This window comes from Ruegeria sp. (genome assembly GCF_028066395.1).
In the GTDB taxonomy this organism is placed as follows: Bacteria; Pseudomonadota; Alphaproteobacteria; order Rhodobacterales; family Rhodobacteraceae; genus Ruegeria.
In genome coordinates this window covers 30,159-47,505 of the sequence record NZ_JALCBM010000015.1, presented here as the reverse complement: position 1 = coordinate 47,505, position 17,347 = coordinate 30,159, and the positions used below count along the sequence as shown (strand labels likewise).

The window sequence follows — 17,347 nt, the reverse complement described above, 5'->3', positions numbered from 1 at the left end:
GTCTCGGACCCCAAGGCCTGACCTTTACCTTTTGCAAACTTTCCCTAGGTTGGGCGCAACAGCTATCAGAGGTTCCCCATGAGCGACGCGCAGGATCACAAGGAAAAGATGCAGCAGGTGCAGGCCCAGCACCGCAAAAAGGTGTCCGAAGCCACAGACCCCGGGCGCGGTCTGGTGCTGATCAACACCGGCAAGGGCAAGGGCAAATCCTCGGCCGCGTTCGGCGTGGTCATCCGCGCGCTGGGCTGGGGCCAGAAGGTCGCCGTGGTGCAGTTCATCAAGGGCAAGTGGAAGACGGGTGAGCGGCGGTTTTTCGAAGACCGCGATCTGGTCACCTGGCACACGATGGGCGAAGGCTTTACCTGGGACACGCAGGACCGCGAACGCGACATCGCCGCCGCAACTGCGGCCTTTGGCAAGGCGTGCGATCTGATGGCCAGCGGTGATTACGATCTGGTCGTGCTGGATGAGATCAACATCGCCCTGCGTTACGAATACCTTTCAACAGAGACTGTTATTGAGGGTTTGAAGGCGCGGTCGGACAAAACCAGCGTTTTCCTGACCGGGCGCGACGCGCCGCAGGAATTGCGAGACTATGCTGATCTGGTGACCGAGATGAATGCGGAAAAACACCCGTTCGAAGCGGGCATCAAAGCCCAGCGCGGCGTGGATTTCTGACCCCTCGCGCGGCCTGCCCGGGCCGCGCTACCGCTTGCGACTCAGCGCGCCGCGCAACTGTTCGAACACATACCGGACCGAACCACGCCGACTGGCGGCGCTGTCCGGCAACCGCTCACGATCTTCTGTGGTTTTGCTGTCGCCTTCGGGCTTTCGCTGCTCGGCAAAGGTGGCAAAATCCTCGCAGCAGCAGCCGCAGGATATGGCTGCTTCGTGGCGGGTGACGATTTCATCCTTCGGATCGTGCATCTGCGATCCCCTTCGCTCGTTTCCGAGGCGGCGGCAGGCTCTCACCATATCACGCGCTAAACCTGCAGACCGCCTCGAAACTCTGTGCCGGATATGCGGTATCCAGCGTTGCGCTTAATCTGATTATTTCAGTCAGAAATATCAAGGGGGGAATCGGCCTTCTGCAAGGCCGAGCAGAAGCACCGAGCCGCCCGCTGGAAAACAAGCAGCTCGGGTTCAAGGATCACAGGCAGCGGTTACGAGGTAACAGCATCCTGTTCCGGCGCGCTGAGTGAGATCACCAGAACCACGGCCGCGCCGTTCAGCCAGTAATAGGCCGCATCAAGGCCCGAAAACCCGAGGATGCTGGGGGCGAACAGAAAGGTAATGCCAACGATCAGGTCAACGGCGAGGTGGAATTTATAGGGCAGAACGCGCCAGATCCCCAGATGATGATCGGTGAGCACGGTCAGCACAAAGGCGGCGATGCCCGTCATGACGGACAGCCAAAAGGCCAGCGGATTGGATTGGCCCAACCCCAGAACGAAGGGCATGACCATCAGCGCGAAGGCAACCGGGTAGTCAAGATATGCGTGTACAGAACGGGTTACGAAACGCAGGGACATTTGAACTTCCTTTCCTCAAGAGTGATGAGGAAAAGATATGAACGGCAGAATGAACGGCCCAGCGCAGGTCGTCTGTGAAACATTGCCGATCGTTCAGATTTGCGGGCGGGTCAATGCATCGCCCGATAAGCCGCCGGGGACAGGCCGACCTGCTTTTTGAACACGCGGGAAAAGGCGGCCTCGGATGCGTATCCAACCCGCGATGCGGCGTCGGCCACGTTCCAGCGCTCTTCCGTCAGGCCATGGCAGGCAATCTGCATCCGCCAGTCTGTCAGATACTGCATCGGCGTGGTCCCCATCTTTTCGGCAAAGAGCTGGGCAAAGGCGGTTCGGGACATGCCCGCCTCTCGCGCCAGCGTCGCGACGCTCCATTCCTGCGCCGGGGCCTGATGAAACGCCGTCAACGCGCGTGAGATGCGCGGGTCGGCAAACCCCGCCAAGGCGGCATCATCCGGGCTCTGACGTTCCAGATAGGTGCGGATCGCCTGTGCAAACAGCACCTCTGACAGTTTCAGGGCCATCAGGTCGCCACCGATCCGGGCACCGGCCACTTCGGATTCGATCATCCGCAATGTCGCCTCGACCCATGCACCGGCTTCCTCGCCATAGTTCTCGATCAGGATATAGGGTGGCAGGCGGTCGATCAGCATATGCCCGGTGCCACGCCGCCCCGCAGGGCCAGTGAACGAGAAATGCCCGCAGATCAGCTGCGTGTCGCGGCTTTTATCCTCGCCACCATAGACCAGCACGCCGTCGCCCTTGTACCCGGCGAGTTCCAGAATCCGTTCCAGCGGCAGCGCATCCAGCGGCTTGACCTCATTGCACAGCAGCGCATGAGAGGCCCCGTGAGGGATCAGGATCAGATCGCCCTGTCGCAGCCGCAGGGTTTCATCGGTCGAGGTGATATGAACCTTCAACTCACCCCGCTGCACGATATGGAACCGGGCCACATTTTCGAACGCGGGCACCTGAATGCCGAAGGGCGGCGTGAACGAGGTGCGGAAATAGAATGTCCCCCGCAGGGACAGGCGCGTGAGAATATCGCTGAGAAGATCCAACATGGGATCAAGGTAAGGCGTTCGGAACAGGCGTCCACAGGCTGGAACGGGCTGCACGGGAATGTGCACGTTCTGCAACAAAAAACCCCCGCTGACGCGGGGGCCTGAGCTGTTCGGACGTTACGAGCGCACCAGCTTTTCGTAATCTTCCGCGATCTCGCGGGCCATGTCGCCGACCTCGAACGTGTAATCGCCGATCTGTCCGACGGGGGTGACCTCGGCCGCTGTGCCTGTCAGCCAGCATTGTTCGAAATCCGCCATCTCTTCGGGTTTGATGCGGCGTTCATGCACGGTGATGCCCTTGTCTTTCAGCATCTGGATCACGGTCTGACGGGTGATGCCGTTCAGAAAGCAATCGGCCAGCGGGGTATGGACCTCGCCATCCTTGACGAAGAACACGTTGGCCCCGGTCGCCTCGGCCACATAGCCACGGTAATCCATGAACAGCGCGTCCGAGCAACCCTTGGCCTCGGCCTTATGCTTGGAAATGGTGCAGATCATGTACAGACCCGCCGCCTTGGCATGCACCGGGATGGTTTCCGGGCTGGGGCGTTTCCATTCGGCGATGTCCAGCTTGGCGCCCTGCATCTTGGCGTCGCCGTAATAAGCGCCCCACGGCCAGACCGCGATGGCCATGTGCACCGGGTTCTTGGCAGAAGCCACACCCATATCGTCGCCCGAACCACGCCAGACCAGCGCCCGCACGTAAGCATCCTGCAGCCCGCTGGCTTTCAGGATCTCTTCCTTAGCGGCCTCAATCTCGTCCAGCGAATAGGGCATCGGCATGTCCAGCGCCTCGGCCGAGGCGATCAGGCGTTCGGAATGCGCGCGGCTTTTGAAAATCTTGCCGTTATAGGCACGCTCGCCCTCGAACACGGACGAGGCATAGTGCATCGCGTGCGTCAGGATATGCACGTTGGCGTCGCGCCAGGGCACCAGCTTGCCATCCAACCAGATGACACCGTCTCGATCGTCATATCCCGCCATGCGAACCCTCCTGACCGGGGATGAATTTACGATTGTTGCGCAAACAACTGTGGATTTCACAGAATTGTTGCGCAAAATCGGGGATTCGATACTCCTGCGCCCTTGGAATGTCAACAACGCTGACATAAACTCGGTTTACACAACAGATGAGGCACGAAATGTCAGATATCCGGCCCGCCCCGGCCTTCGGCGGAGAAAGCCTGCTGTTTCTGACGGATGAGCAGTTAAGGCAAGGGATCGAGGCGATGTTTTTCGCCTATCGTGGTTTTACCGCCGATCCTGACCGTATTCTGGCGCAGATGGCCTATGGTCGGGCGCATCACCGGGCGATTCACTTCATCAACCGTGCGCCGGGGACCACGGTGAATAACCTGCTGGCGATTCTGGGGGTGACGAAACAGTCGCTGAACCGGGTCCTGCGCACGTTGATCGAGGATGGCATGGTCGAAAGCCGCGTCGGCACTGTGGACAAGCGCGAACGCCACCTTTTTCTGACCGATAAGGGTCGCGCGCTTGAGGCGAAACTGTCCGATGCCCAGCGCGCCCGGATGCGCGCCGCCTACAAGGAAGCGGGCCCCGAGGCGGTGGCCGGATTTCGCAAAGTGCTTGAAGCGATGATGGATGCTGATATGCGTCGTGCATATACGAAACTGCGGGATACAACTTCATGAGCGATATGGACGCCCATCTTCTGATCGTCGACGATGACGAGCGCATTCGCGATCTGCTCAAGAAATTCCTGATGCGCAGCGGGTTTCTGGTGACGGCAGCCCGGGACGCGGCCCATGCGCGGCGGGTGCTGTCGGGGCTGGATTTCGACCTGATCGTGCTGGATGTGATGATGCCCGGCGAGGACGGCGTCAGCCTGACCCGCGCGTTGCGCGAAACTCATGCCACGCCGATCCTGCTGCTGACCGCAAAGGGCGAGACCGAGCACCGCATCGCAGGGCTTGAGGCCGGGGCAGACGATTATCTGGCCAAGCCGTTCGAGCCCAAAGAGCTGCTGTTGCGCATCAACGCCATTCTGCGGCGCATGCCGGAAACGCCTGCGCAGGAGACGGCGGCGAAGATTCTGAACCTCGGCCCGATCCGGTATGACATCGAACGGGGCGAGATGTGGCAGGGCGAAAATCCGGTGCGTTTGACGGCCACCGAAAGCCAGTTGATGAAGATCTTCTCGGCCCAGCCGGGCGAGCCGATCAGCCGCGCTAAACTGGTCGAGGATTTGGGTCGCGACAAAGGGCAGGCGCAGGAACGGGCGGTGGATGTGCAGATCACCCGCCTGCGTCGCAAGATCGAACAGGACCCGAAACAGCCGCGCTATCTGCAGACGGTTCGGGGCGCGGGCTATATGCTGGCGCCGGATTGATTTGGCCGCTGCGCGGCGATTTTTTGCCTTCGGCGAGGATATGTTTGGCCAGATGAACAGGGGAACGTGATGAAGACCGCCCTTTTGACACATGCCGATTGTCTGGGACATGTCACCCCGCAGGGTCATCCAGAGCGGGTGGCGCGGTTGGAGCATATTCTGCATGCGCTTGAGGCGCTGGACCTGAACCGGGTAACGGCACCGCTGGCGGCGGATGACGATCTGCTGCGGGTTCATCCCGAGAGCCATATTCGCGAGATTCGCCAGACCCGGCCTGCAGACGGGTTTGCGCAGATTGACGGGGACACGTTTATGTCTCCGGGATCGGTGGATGCAGCCTATCGCGCGGCGGGCGCGGTGGTGCGGGCGGTGGATTTGGTGTTGGGCGGCGAGGCCCCGAATGCGTTCTGCGCAATCCGTCCTCCGGGCCATCATGCCGAGACTGAGACGGCGATGGGGTTCTGTCTGTTCGGCAATGCGGCACTGGCGGCCAAGCACGCGCTGGATCATCACGGGTTAAGTCGCGTGGCGGTGGTGGATTTCGATGTGCATCACGGCAATGGCACGCAGGACCTGCTGTGGGACGAAAAGCGTGCGTTGGTGATCACCAGCCAGCAGATGCCTCTGTGGCCCGGATCGGGGCGGCCGGATGAAACCGGTGCGTACGAGACTGTGTTGAATATCCCGCTTGCCCCCGGCACCGGCGGGGCCGAGATGCGCGCCGCTTACGAGGCACAGGCTTTCCCGCGTTTGCGCGCCTTCAAGCCGGAACTGATCATTATTTCCGCCGGGTTCGATGCACATCAGGACGATCCGTTGGCCAATCTGAACTGGTCCACTGGCGATTTCGCCTGGATCACCGCCGAACTGTGCAAGATCGCGGATGAGGTCTGCGATGGCCGTATCGTCTCGACTCTGGAAGGCGGGTATGATCTGAACGCGCTGGCCGATGCGACCCGCGCCCATGTGCAAGAACTGATGAAGGCAGCCCGATGACCGAACTCTCCGTTGATCAGATGACATTCGAACAGGCGATGAAAGAGCTTGAGGCCGTGGTTGGCCAGCTGGAGCGCGGCGATGTGGCGCTGGATCAGTCCATCGCTTTGTATGAACGCGGAGCGGCGTTGAAAAAGCGCTGCGAGGATGAGCTGAAGCGGGCTGAGGAAAAGGTGGCCGCGATCACTCTGGACGCGGGTGGGCAGCCGACTGGGACGACGCCTGTCGAAGGTCAGTAAATGTTTCGTGAAATGCTGGCGCAGGATGCGGCGCTGATTCAGGGGCAGTTCGATCTGGTTCTGGGGGCGCTGGACGATCTGGATGTGACCCGGGCGATGGCCTATGCCACCCAAGGCGGCAAGCGGCTGCGCGGGTTTCTGGTGCTGGAAAGCGCGCGGCTGCATGAGGCCGACGCCGCGCGCGCCATCTGGCCTGCAACAGCGATTGAGGCGCTGCATGCCTATTCGCTGGTCCATGACGATCTGCCCTGTATGGATGATGACGACCTGCGGCGCGGGCGACCCACGGTGCATGTGAAATGGGATGAAGGCACGGCGGTTTTGGCCGGAGATGCCCTACAGACCCTTGCCTTTGAACTGTGTACCCGGACCGAGGTTGGGGGTGCTGAAATCCGCGCCGAACTGGCTCTGACACTGGCCAAAGCCAGCGGTGCGCAGGGGATGGTGCTGGGGCAGGCGCTGGACATCGCGGCGGAAACGGCGGCCACGCCGCTGACGCTGGGCGAAATCTCCCACCTGCAAGCGGGTAAGACAGGGGCTTTGATCGAATGGTCCGCCTGCGCGGGCGCGCGGTTGGCGCAGGCCGATCCTGCGCCCTTGCGCCAATATGCCCAAGCACTTGGGCTTGCTTTTCAAATTGCCGATGACATCTTGGATGTAGAGGGCGATGCCGAAAAGGCGGGCAAGCGCCTGCAAAAGGATGCTGATGCGGGAAAGGCCACGTTTGTGTCTCTGCTGGGGCTTGAGGCTGCCAAGACCCGCGCCGCCGATCTGGTGGATCAGGCCTGTGCCGCGCTGGATGGCTATGGCACATCGGCAGAAACCTTGAAGGACGCCGCCCGCTTCGTTATTGCCCGGGACAGCTAAGCCAGGAACGCCACATGTCTGACCGCCCGAACACGCCCCTGCTGGATCTTGTGAACCGCCCGGCGGACCTGAAACAGTTCTCGGACGCGCAACTGCATCAGGTGGCGCAGGAATTGCGGGCCGAGACGATCTCGGCCGTGTCGGTCACCGGCGGCCATCTGGGCGCTGGGCTGGGTGTGGTGGAGCTGACCACCGCCTTGCATGCCGTGTTTGACACGCCGCGCGACAAGATCATCTGGGATGTGGGGCACCAGTGCTATCCGCATAAGATCCTGACCGAGCGGCGCGACCGGATTCGTACTTTGCGCATGAAGGACGGCCTGAGCGGTTTTACCAAACGCAGCGAGAGCCCCTATGACCCGTTTGGCGCGGCCCATTCCAGCACCTCGATCAGCGCGGCGCTGGGCTTTGCCGTTGCCCGCGATCTGGGCGGTGTCACGCCCGAGGGGCTGGGCGATGCGATTGCGGTGATCGGCGATGGCTCGATGTCTGCCGGTATGGCGTTCGAGGCGATGAACAATGCAGGCCATCTGAAAAAGCGCCTGATCGTCATCCTGAACGACAATGAGATGAGCATTGCGCCACCCGTGGGCGCGCTGTCCAGCTATCTGTCGCGCATCTATGCCGAGGAACCGTTTCACGACCTGAAAGCCGCCGCCAAGGGTGCAGTGTCGCTGCTGCCCGAGCCGTTCCGCGAAGGGGCCAAACGCGCCAAAGAGATGCTGAAGGGCATGGCCGTGGGTGGCACGCTGTTCGAGGAGTTGGGCTTTTCCTATCTTGGCCCTATCGACGGGCATGATCTGGACCAATTGCTGCCGGTGCTGCGCATGGTCAAGGCGCGCGGGACCGGGCCGATCCTGATCCATGTGCTGACCAAAAAGGGCAAAGGCTATGCCCCCGCCGAGCAGGCCCGCGACAAAGGTCATGCGACGGCGAAGTTCGACGTGGTGACGGGTGAACAGAAGAAAGCGCCTTCGAACGCGCCGTCTTATACCTCGATCTTTGGCAAGACGCTGGTGGATGAGGCTGCGCGTGATGACAAGATCGTCGCGGTGACCGCCGCCATGCCCGACGGCACGGGCTTGAACCTGTTTGCCGAACGCTACCCGTCGCGCTGTTTCGATGTGGCGATTGCCGAACAGCATGGGGTGACCTTTTCTGCCGCGTTAGCGGCGGGTGGGATGAAACCGTTCTGCGCGATGTATTCGACATTCCTGCAGCGCGGCTATGATCAGGTGGTGCATGACGTGGCGATCCAACGCCTGCCGGTGCGTTTTGCCATCGACCGCGCAGGGTTGGTGGGTGCGGATGGCGCGACCCATGCCGGATCGTTCGACATCGCCTATCTGGCCAACCTGCCGGGCATGGTGGTCATGGCCGCCGCTGACGAGGCCGAACTGATGCACATGATCGTCACAGCTGCGGCCCATGATGACGGCCCCATCGCCTTCCGCTATCCGCGCGGTGAAGGGGTGGGCGTCGATCTGCCCGAGCGCGGCGAAGTGCTGGAGATCGGCAAGGGCCGCCTGACCCAGAAAGGTGCGCGCGTGGCACTGCTGTCTTTCGGCACCCGTCTGGCCGAGGTTCAAAAGGCCGCCGAGGCGCTATCAGCCAAGGGGATCACCCCCACCATCGCTGATGCCCGTTTCGCCAAACCGCTGGACCGCGATCTGATCCTTGATTTGGCCGCCAATCATGAGGCGCTGATCACCATCGAAGAAGGGGCCGTGGGCGGTTTCGGCAGCCATGTGGCGCAGTTGCTGGCCGAAGAAGGCGTGTTTGATCACGGGCTGAAATACCGCTCGATGGTGTTGCCGGATGTCTTTATTGATCAGGCAAACCCGGCTGATATGTATGCTGTGGCCGGGATGAATGCCGAACAGATCGAGGCCAAAGTGCTGTCGGTTCTGGGCATCGCCTCGATCGGTGAAAAACGCGCCTGACAGGCCGGATTTTCGAAAACCTGCATTTCCGGGTAAGATTTAGCGTTTTTTTCGTGCAGATTAAGATTCATCCATGTGGAAAATGACCTAGGTCAAATTCCCGTACGCCGTGCTACTCTATGAGCGTTAGGTGGGCAGGCATCCGCACTGCCCGGTAACCCTGAGGTAGCAAGCCGTGAACACGCTCGCCAACCGACGCGCATTTCTCCGTGGCAAGGTGCTGCGGCAGGACAGGTCCGCCATTCGGCCGCCGGGCGCGGATGAGCGTGGCTTTTACGACCTGTGCGAACAATGCGATCATTGCGTGCAGGCCTGCCCGGAACAGATCATCTCGTTCGACACGCAGGGCTGGCCGGTTGTGCGGTTCGACACCAGCCCCTGCACATTCTGCGGTGCCTGCGCGCAGGCTTGCCCCACTGGCGCGCTCAACCCCGAAACCGTGGCGGATTGGCCATGGCGCGCTGTCTTTGCTTCGACCTGCCTGTCGATGAACGCCGTCACTTGCCGTGTCTGTCAGGATGCCTGCGATGCGCAAGCCATCCGGTTCACACTGCAACCCGGTGGCCGCTCTGAGCCCGCCCTTGATCCCGACACCTGCACCGGTTGCGGTGCCTGTGCCGGGGCCTGCCCGGTTGGCGCCATCGCCTTTACCCGCCCCACACCATCAATCCCGGAGGTTGCCGAATGAACATTTGCGGCTGTCTTGTCCATGTCACGCCTGACGCCGCGCTGCGCGCTCAGGAAACGATCGAAAACGTGGAGGGGGCCGAGGTTCACGCCGCCTCGGACGATGGCCGCCTTGTGGTGGTTGTCGAAGACACCGACGACAGGCTGGCCTCCGAGACGATCATGGACCTGCACCAGATACCGGGCGTGATCTCTTTGTCGCTGACCTACCACCATTTCGAAGACCTTGCGGAGCGCCGCCCGCAATCCAACGCTTCTCGCCAGATATAACGCCGGAGACCCATGTCATGACCATCTCTGAATCCCGCCGGACCTTTCTGAAATCCACCGCTGCTGCCGCGACCGCCTCGGCGGCGGGTCTGCCGCTCGCCACGGGCCAGGCAAACGCGCAGATCGGCACGCCCGATATCCGCTGGGACAAGGCGCCCTGCCGGTTCTGCGGCACCGGCTGTTCCGTCCTTGTCGGCACCAAGGAAGGCCGCGTGGTCGCCACACAGGGCGACCCCGAGGCACCGGTGAACCGGGGCCTGAACTGCATCAAGGGCTATTTCCTGTCCAAGATCATGTATGGTCAGGACCGCCTGACCACCCCCCTGCTGCGCAAGACCAATGGTGTCTATGACAAGAACGGTGAATTCGAACCGGTCAGCTGGGACGAAGCCTTCGACGTCATGGCCGAGAAATGGAAAGAGGCGCTGGCCAAGAAAGGCCCGACCAGCGTCGGCATGTTCGGGTCCGGCCAGTGGACCGTCTGGGAGGGCTATGCCGCATCGAAACTGATGAAGGCCGGGTTCCGGTCGAACAATATCGACCCGAATGCACGGCATTGCATGGCCTCAGCCGTGGTCGGCTTTATCCGCAGCTTCGGCATTGATGAGCCGATGGGCTGCTATGACGATCTTGAGCACGCGGATACCTTCGTGCTGTGGGGGTCGAACATGGCCGAGATGCACCCGATCCTGTGGTCGCGCCTGACCGACACGCGCCTGACCAAGCCGGGCTGCGAGGTGCATGTGCTGTCGACCTACGAACACCGCTCGTTCGAGCTGGCCGATAATGGCATGGTGTTTGCGCCGCAGACCGATCTGGCGATCCTGAACTACATCGCCAATTACATCATCCAGAACAACGCGGTGAACGAATACTTCGTCCGCAACCACGTCAACATCACCAAAACCGCCACAGATATCGGATATGGCCTGCGGGATACGCACCAGTTGCAGCAGGCGGCGGAGAATCCGAACTCGGGCAAGCTGGAATCCATCAGCTTTGACGAGTACGCCGAGGCGGTGTCCAAATACACGCTGGAATACACGGCGGAACTGTCCGGCGTTCCCGCCGACAAGCTTGAGAAACTGGCACAGCAATATGCCGACCCGACCCGCAAGGTCATGAGCCTGTGGACCATGGGCTTCAACCAGCATACGCGCGGGTCCTGGGTGAACTCGCTGATGTATAACGTCCACCTGCTGGTGGGGAAAATCTCGGAACCCGGCAACTCGCCGTTTTCGCTGACCGGCCAGCCCTCGGCCTGCGGGACCGCGCGCGAGGTTGGCACATTTGCCCACCGTCTGCCTGCCGACATGCTGGTGGCCAATGATGAACACCGCAAGATCTGTGAAACCGCGTGGAACATTCCCGAAGGCACGATCCCGCCCAAGCCCGGTTTCCACGCCGTGTTGCAGAACCGCAAGCTGAAGGATGGTGAACTGAACGCCTATTGGGTGCAGTGCAACAACAACATGCAGGCCGCCCCCAATATCAACGAGGAAGGCTATCCCGGCTATCGCAACCCGGAAAACTTCATCGCCGTGTCCGATCCTTATCCGACCGTCACTGCCGTCTCTGCCGACCTGATCCTGCCCACCGCCATGTGGGTGGAAAAGGAAGGCGCCTATGGCAACGCCGAGCGCCGCACCCAGTTCTGGCGCCAGCAGGTGAAAGCCCCCGGTGAGGCGAAATCGGACCTGTGGCAGCTGATGGAGTTTTCGAAACGCTTCACTGTGGAAGAGGTCTGGGACGAGGAACTGCTGGCCAAGATGCCGGAACATCGCGGCAAGACCATGTTCGACGTGCTGTTCGCCAATGGCAAAGTCGATCAGTTCCCGCTGTCCGAGACCGCCGAAGGCTTCGACAACGACGAATCCGAACATTTCGGGTTCTACGTGCAAAAGGGCCTGTTCGAGGAATACGCCGATTTCGGGCGCGGCCATGCCCATGATCTGGCGCCCTTTGATACCTATCATCAGGCGCGCGGTCTGCGCTGGCCCGTCGTGGATGGCAAGGAAACGCTCTACCGGTTCCGCGAAGGCTATGACCCCTATGTGCCCGAAGGCGCGGATGTGAAGTTCTATGGCAAGAAGGACGGCAAGGCGAATATCATCTTTGCCCCCTATGAACCCGCCGCCGAAGAGCCGGATGAGGAATACGATCTGTGGCTCTGCACCGGTCGGGTGCTGGAACATTGGCATTCGGGCTCGATGACCCGCCGCGTGCCGGAACTGCACCGCGCCTATCCGGCTGCCGTGGTCTATATGCACCCCGAGGACGCCCGCGACCGTGGCGTGCGTCGGGGGCAGGAAATCGTCCTGTCCACCCGCCGGGGCGAAGTGGTCAGCCGAGTCGAAACCCGGGGCCGCAACAAGGTGCCGCGCGGTCTGGTCTTCATGCCGTGGTTCGACGAAGGCCAGCTGACCAACAAGCTGACGCTGGACGCGACCTGCCCGCTGTCGAAAGAGACCGACTTCAAGAAATGCGCCTGCAAGGTCGAGCGCGCGTAAAAGGCTGGCAAGGCAAAGGTAGACCCCATGTCTCGTGTTGGCACACCCCTATCGCCGCAGCGGCGCCGGTTCCTGCAGGACTCGGCGCGCGCAGCGGGCGGCTGCGTGGCCGCCGGGTCCCTGCTGGCCTGGCTGGCGCGGGACGCACGGGCCTTGCCGGCCGAGGCGCTGCGCCCCCCCGGGGCCTTGCCGGAACAGGACTTTCTGTCCGCCTGCATCCGCTGCGGGCTGTGCGTGCGGGATTGCCCCTATGACACGCTGAAACTGGCCGAGCTTGGGGTGGATGCGGTGGCCACCGGCACGCCCTATTTCACCGCCCGCGATGTGCCCTGTGAGATGTGCGAGGATATCCCCTGCGTCGCCGCCTGCCCGACCGGGGCGCTGGACCCGGCGCTGGACAATATCGACGATGCGAAAATGGGTGTGGCGGTTCTGGTCGATCAGGAAAACTGCCTGAACTTCCTCGGCCTGCGCTGCGATGTCTGCTACCGGGTCTGCCCGGTGATTGATAAGGCGATCACGCTTGAAGCCTCGCACAACAGCCGGTCGGGCCATCACGCGATCTTCGCGCCCACCGTGCATGCCGATCACTGCACCGGCTGCGGGGTCTGCGAACGCGCCTGTGTCCTGCCCGAAGCCGCGATCAAGGTGCTGCCCGCCCGTCTGGCGCGCGGCAGTTCGGCGGATCACTACCGCAAAGGGTGGGAAGAAGACGCCCCCGTGCTTGAGGGCATCATTGACCTTCCCGACCGTCTGCCCGGCCCGGGCACTGACAATCTGGTTACCCCCGGCGGCTATCAGCCCGCCTTTACCCTGCCGGAGGTCACCCAATGACCGCCCGGACACATCTGCCCGTGGGGCACGAGGCCATCGCCGCCAAAGGCTGGACCCGCGCCCATAAATACCTGCTGCTGCGTCGTGCCAGCCAGCTGTGCTTTCTGGCCCTGTTCCTGCTGGGTCCATGGGTTGGCATCTGGGTGGTGCAGGGCACTCTGGCCGGGTCGCTGATCCTTGGCGTGTTGCCCCTGACCGACCCGCTCGTCTTCCTGCAAAGCCTGATCGCCGGGCATTGGCCGGAACTGACCGCCGCAATCGGCGCGGTGATCGTGCTGGTTGCCTATGCCCTGATCGGCGGGCGCGTCTATTGCTCATGGGTTTGCCCGATCAACCCGGTCACCGACGCGGCGCATTGGATGCACCGCAAGCTGGGGCTGCAAAAGGGCTGGCAGCCCAAACGCGCCACCCGGCTGTGGCTTCTGGCCACCGTGTTGATCGTGTCCGGCCTCACCGGCACAATCGCGTGGGAATTGGTGAACCCGATCACCATGCTGCACCGGGGCCTGATCTTTGGCATGGGCTTTGTCTGGGCCATGATCGGCGCGATCTTCCTGTTCGACCTGCTGGTGTCACGTCACGGATGGTGCGGCCATGTCTGCCCCGTGGGCGCCTTCTACGGGCTGGTCGGCCATAAGGCGATGTTGCGGGTCAGCGCCGCCAACCGGTCCGCCTGTGACGACTGCATGGACTGCTTTGTCGTCTGCCCGGAAAACCACGTCATCTCTCCGGCGCTGCGCGGCAAGGGCGACGCCACCCCGCTGATCCTGTCGCCGGACTGCACCAATTGCGGCCGCTGCGTCGATGTCTGCGCCGAGGACGTTTTCAAATTCACCCATCGGTTCGACACCCTGCCTGTCGCACCACCGCATCCAACCGCCGCGCCCGAACCGCGCGCCTCAAGAGTTCTTTGAAGGAGTGAGAAGATGAACAAGTCGATCCTGATGGGCCTTGCCCTGATCCCGCCGCTGCTCCTCGGTGGCCTGGCCCTTGCGCAATCGTCAAACGTGACCTCGCTGCGCGGTGCCGAGGTTGACGAACCCGTCATCCTCGACAACATCCCCCGCACCGTTGAGGGCCGCATGCAGCGCAATTACCGCCAGCAGCCGCCGCTGATCCCGCATTCGGTCGAGCAATATCAGATCGACACGCGCACCAACCAATGCCTGTCCTGCCACGACTGGACCAAGGCGGGGGAACGCAACGCGCCAACCCTGTCGATGACCCACTATCTGGACCGCGACGGGGTCGAGTTGGATCACATCGCGGGCACAAGGTATTTCTGCAACCAGTGTCACGTACCGCAGGCCGATGCGCCGCCGCTGGTGGAAAATGTCTTTGAACCCTCCTCCAGCAACTGAACCCGGATCTGAAAAGAAGGAGCCCGCGACATGGCCGACTCGCAAGACAAACGTGGACGCATCCGTCGCCTCTGGGACTGGTTCTGGAGCCCCCTGGCCGCGCTGAGCGTCGGTTTCACCCTGCTTGCCGGGTTTCTGGCAGGCATTCTGTTCTGGGGCGGGTTCCACTGGACCATGGAACTGACCAATACCGAGGAATTCTGCACCTCGTGCCACACGATGGAGGTCAATCTGGGCGAATACCGCGAGACCATCCACTACAACAACCATTCCGGCGTGCGCGCGATCTGTTCCGACTGCCACGTACCGCATGAATGGAACCACAAGATCAAGGCCAAGATCATGGCGGTCAAGGATGTCTATCACGAGCTGGCCGGCACCATCAGCACGCCCGAGAAATACGAGGCGCACCGCCTCAGCATGGCCTCGGCCGTGTGGAAAAAGATGAAGGCGTCCGACAGTCGCGAATGCCGCAACTGTCACAACTTCGACTATATGGACTTTACCTTGCAGGAAACCCGCGCGGCCTCTGAACACCAGCGGGCCATCGACACCGGCATGACCTGCATCGACTGCCATCAGGGCATCGCCCACCGGTTGCCGCAGGGCTATCTGGAGGAATACCAGAATGTCACCGAAGCCCTGAATGGCGAGGCTGCAGAGCCGCTGGAAGAACACGCGGCAGCAGGCGACGATATCCGCGCCTTCCTGAACGAAAACAAAGATTAAGCTGGGGGTTGAGATGCTGAATCTGCTTGGAACCATCGGCGGCAATGTCCTGAGCCTGCCGGGAATCCTTGGCCTTGCGCTGGGCATGATGACCCGCCAGTTCTGGCTGGGCGCTGCTTTGGGCGGTCTGGTCGGGGTATTGGAAACGCTGGTCTTCGCCCATTGGCAATTTTCTCAGGTCGAAGGCATGGAACTGGCCATCGCGGTCATTGTCGGCGTCTGCGCCGGAACCCTCGGCACCGCCATCCGCCGCAAGGGCGCAACGGTCTGAGGCGCCTTTTCACGGATCACCTTTCCCCGCTGCGTCGGACCGGTGGGGAAGGGTTTTTGTTCGTACACGATAGAGGCAGATCACCGCCTTCGTGAATTCCCCTCACCATCTACCCCGCTTTATTGAATTTTCAGCGTATCGGAATTCCGGTCTAATGACCCCGACCGGAGGGTGAGAATGACGCGACGCGCGAAAAAACGGCAGGGCAGGACCGGAACCCCGGGCCCGGATATTGCGCGGGAATTCCACGTCGGGGGCGATCTGCGGCCCCTCTCGGACTCCGACATCACCCGGATCGTGGCCCATGCGTTCGATATTCTGGGCACCGTTGGCATGGCCGGGCTGCCGGATGGTGCAATGCGCCGCGCACTGGCCGCTGGCGCAACCCGGCGTGCCGATGGGCGGCTGTGTTTTCCCAAAGACATGATCCTGCGCGCCCTTGCCCGTGCACCGGGGCATGTGGCCTTGCCCGGCTTCACACCCGATCGCGATTTGCGGGTCGGTGGCGGCACGGTTCATATCGGCACCGGCGGCGCGGCGGTTCAGGTGCTGGACGCCGCAACCAGCACCTATCGCGACAGCTATTTGAACGACCTCTATGACCTGATGCGGGTGCTCGAAGCCTCACCCAACATCCACTATGGCCTGCGCCCGGTCATTGCCCGCGATCTGTCCGATCCGTTCGAACTGGACGTCAACTCGGCCTTTGCCTGCATGAAGGCGACGTCGAAACCCATCGGCATCAGCTTTTGCGAGGCCGACCATATCGATCCGATTGTTCAGATGTTCGACACCGCCCTCGGCCATCCCGATGCGTTCCGGGAACGGCCCTTTTGCATGGCCGTGATCGTCCATGTTGTGCCGCCGCTGACCTATGCCGCCGAGGGCATCCAGATGCTGGAAAAGGCCGCGGCCGCAGGCATGGTCCCGCAGATTTGTTCGGCCGGTCAGGCAGGGGCCACCAGCCCCGTGACCCTGGCCGGGGCGCTGGCGCAGGGGTTGGCGGAATGTCTGGCCGGGCTGGCGGTTGTCGACGGCATTCAGCAAGGCGCGCCGTGCATCTATGCGCTGATGCCCTTCATCTCGGACCTGCGCACCGGCGCGATGAGCGGTGGTGGCGGCGAGGCGGCCATCGCCAATGCGGCGGCGGCGCAGCTGCTGGCGCATGTCGGGCTGCCCTCGACCGTTTCGGCGGGGATGACGGATTCCAAACTGGCCGATGCGCAGGCGGGGTATGAGAAAGGCTATACCGTCGCGCTGGCCGCGCATGCGGGGGCGGATATGATCAACCTGTCGGTCGGGATGCTGGGGTCGATCATGGTGGCCAGCCCCGAGGCGATGGTCATCGACGACGATATGTGCGGGGCGATCCTGCGCTCGATCCGGGGCATTGAGGTCTCGGAGGCCACGCTTGATCTGACCGCGGTAGAGCGCGTCGTCACGCAGGACGGGCATTATCTGGGCGAGGCCGAGACCCTAAACCGGATGAAAACCGATTATACCTATCCCGCCTTGGCCGACCGGCAGAGCGTCGATGACTGGCTGGAGGCAGGCGCGCAATCGATCTGGGACCGGGCGCAAAGCCGCGTGGCCGAGATATTGGCCGAACCGCCCCCCACCCATCTGAGCGCCGAAGCCGAAGCCCGCATCCGCGCGCAATTCCCCATCCGACTTGAGCCCTGAAAGGAACCGAA

General features: G+C 62.2%; 20 protein-coding genes. 16 read left to right on the top strand and 4 right to left on the bottom strand.

Going from position 1 to position 17,347, the window contains the following annotated elements; all coding sequences use genetic code 11:
• Positions 1-78: 78 nt before the first annotated feature.
• Positions 79-678: a cob(I)yrinic acid a,c-diamide adenosyltransferase gene (cobO, locus tag MPJ51_RS07165; protein WP_298383890.1), complete on the top strand. Its 600-nt coding sequence runs from the start codon at positions 79-81 to the stop codon at positions 676-678.
• 27 nt (positions 679-705) lie between these two features.
• Here the strand turns inward: cobO and MPJ51_RS07160 are convergent, their stop codons facing one another.
• The 4 genes from MPJ51_RS07160 to MPJ51_RS07145 all read right to left on the bottom strand — a co-directional run bounded on the left by MPJ51_RS07160 (position 706) and on the right by MPJ51_RS07145 (position 3,577).
• Positions 706-927 carry a hypothetical protein gene (locus MPJ51_RS07160; RefSeq protein WP_298383888.1) on the bottom strand — a complete coding sequence of 74 codons (222 nt, stop codon included), beginning with the start codon at positions 925-927 and terminating at the stop codon, positions 706-708.
• 236 nt (positions 928-1,163) lie between these two features.
• Entirely contained in the window at positions 1,164-1,532 is a 369-nt protein-coding gene (locus tag MPJ51_RS07155; protein ID WP_298383886.1) for a hypothetical protein, read from the bottom strand.
• A gap of 110 nt (positions 1,533-1,642) precedes the next feature.
• The gene (locus MPJ51_RS07150; protein ID WP_298383884.1) at positions 1,643-2,593 is read right to left on the bottom strand and encodes an AraC family transcriptional regulator; all 951 of its coding nucleotides are present in this window, start codon (positions 2,591-2,593) and stop codon (positions 1,643-1,645) included.
• A 117-nt stretch (positions 2,594-2,710) separates the two neighbouring features.
• On the bottom strand, positions 2,711-3,577 hold the full coding sequence (locus MPJ51_RS07145) for a branched-chain amino acid aminotransferase (protein ID WP_298383880.1): 867 nt from the start codon (positions 3,575-3,577) through the stop codon (positions 2,711-2,713).
• A 158-nt stretch (positions 3,578-3,735) separates the two neighbouring features.
• Here MPJ51_RS07145 and MPJ51_RS07140 point away from each other — a divergent pair, with 158 nt between their 5' ends.
• The 15 genes from MPJ51_RS07140 (at position 3,736) to MPJ51_RS07070 (ending at position 17,336) form a co-directional block, all read left to right on the top strand.
• Positions 3,736-4,248, top strand: a complete 513-nt coding sequence (locus tag MPJ51_RS07140) for a MarR family transcriptional regulator (protein ID WP_298383877.1) — start codon at positions 3,736-3,738, stop codon at positions 4,246-4,248.
• A complete protein-coding gene (locus MPJ51_RS07135) occupies positions 4,245-4,946 on the top strand; it encodes a response regulator (protein ID WP_298383873.1) in 702 nt (233 codons plus the stop codon). The genes MPJ51_RS07140 and MPJ51_RS07135 overlap by 4 nt, the downstream gene beginning before the upstream one ends.
• 69 nt (positions 4,947-5,015) lie before the next feature.
• A complete protein-coding gene (locus MPJ51_RS07130; protein ID WP_298383871.1) occupies positions 5,016-5,942 on the top strand; it encodes a histone deacetylase family protein in 927 nt (308 codons plus the stop codon).
• Complete coding sequence (locus MPJ51_RS07125; protein WP_298383868.1) at positions 5,939-6,181, top strand: exodeoxyribonuclease VII small subunit; 243 nt, start codon at positions 5,939-5,941, stop codon at positions 6,179-6,181. The genes MPJ51_RS07130 and MPJ51_RS07125 overlap by 4 nt, the downstream gene beginning before the upstream one ends.
• Positions 6,182-7,048, top strand: coding sequence for a polyprenyl synthetase family protein (locus MPJ51_RS07120; RefSeq protein WP_298383865.1), 867 nt, complete (start codon positions 6,182-6,184; stop codon positions 7,046-7,048).
• A gap of 14 nt (positions 7,049-7,062) precedes the next feature.
• The gene (gene dxs, locus MPJ51_RS07115) at positions 7,063-8,991 is read left to right on the top strand and encodes a 1-deoxy-D-xylulose-5-phosphate synthase (protein ID WP_298383862.1); all 1,929 of its coding nucleotides are present in this window, start codon (positions 7,063-7,065) and stop codon (positions 8,989-8,991) included.
• Between the two features lie 175 nt (positions 8,992-9,166).
• Complete coding sequence (napF, locus tag MPJ51_RS07110) at positions 9,167-9,679, top strand: ferredoxin-type protein NapF (RefSeq protein WP_298383859.1); 513 nt, start codon at positions 9,167-9,169, stop codon at positions 9,677-9,679.
• Positions 9,676-9,948: a chaperone NapD gene (locus tag MPJ51_RS07105; RefSeq protein ID WP_298383856.1), complete on the top strand. Its 273-nt coding sequence runs from the start codon at positions 9,676-9,678 to the stop codon at positions 9,946-9,948. Before napF ends, MPJ51_RS07105 begins: the two co-directional genes overlap by 4 nt.
• A 17-nt stretch (positions 9,949-9,965) precedes the next feature.
• The gene (napA, locus tag MPJ51_RS07100) at positions 9,966-12,458 is read left to right on the top strand and encodes a nitrate reductase catalytic subunit NapA (RefSeq protein WP_298383854.1); all 2,493 of its coding nucleotides are present in this window, start codon (positions 9,966-9,968) and stop codon (positions 12,456-12,458) included.
• Between the two features lie 27 nt (positions 12,459-12,485).
• Positions 12,486-13,292, top strand: a complete 807-nt coding sequence (gene napG, locus MPJ51_RS07095; protein WP_298383851.1) for a ferredoxin-type protein NapG — start codon at positions 12,486-12,488, stop codon at positions 13,290-13,292.
• Positions 13,289-14,206, top strand: coding sequence for a quinol dehydrogenase ferredoxin subunit NapH (gene napH, locus MPJ51_RS07090; protein ID WP_298383848.1), 918 nt, complete (start codon positions 13,289-13,291; stop codon positions 14,204-14,206). Before napG ends, napH begins: the two co-directional genes overlap by 4 nt.
• A gap of 12 nt (positions 14,207-14,218) precedes the next feature.
• Complete coding sequence (locus tag MPJ51_RS07085) at positions 14,219-14,653, top strand: nitrate reductase cytochrome c-type subunit (RefSeq protein ID WP_298383844.1); 435 nt, start codon at positions 14,219-14,221, stop codon at positions 14,651-14,653.
• A gap of 30 nt (positions 14,654-14,683) precedes the next feature.
• Positions 14,684-15,382: a NapC/NirT family cytochrome c gene (locus tag MPJ51_RS07080; protein WP_298383841.1), complete on the top strand. Its 699-nt coding sequence runs from the start codon at positions 14,684-14,686 to the stop codon at positions 15,380-15,382.
• Between the two features lie 13 nt (positions 15,383-15,395).
• Positions 15,396-15,653: a hypothetical protein gene (locus tag MPJ51_RS07075; RefSeq protein WP_298383838.1), complete on the top strand. Its 258-nt coding sequence runs from the start codon at positions 15,396-15,398 to the stop codon at positions 15,651-15,653.
• Between the two features lie 177 nt (positions 15,654-15,830).
• A complete protein-coding gene (locus MPJ51_RS07070) occupies positions 15,831-17,336 on the top strand; it encodes a trimethylamine methyltransferase family protein (protein WP_298383836.1) in 1,506 nt (501 codons plus the stop codon).
• Positions 17,337-17,347 lie beyond the last annotated feature (11 nt).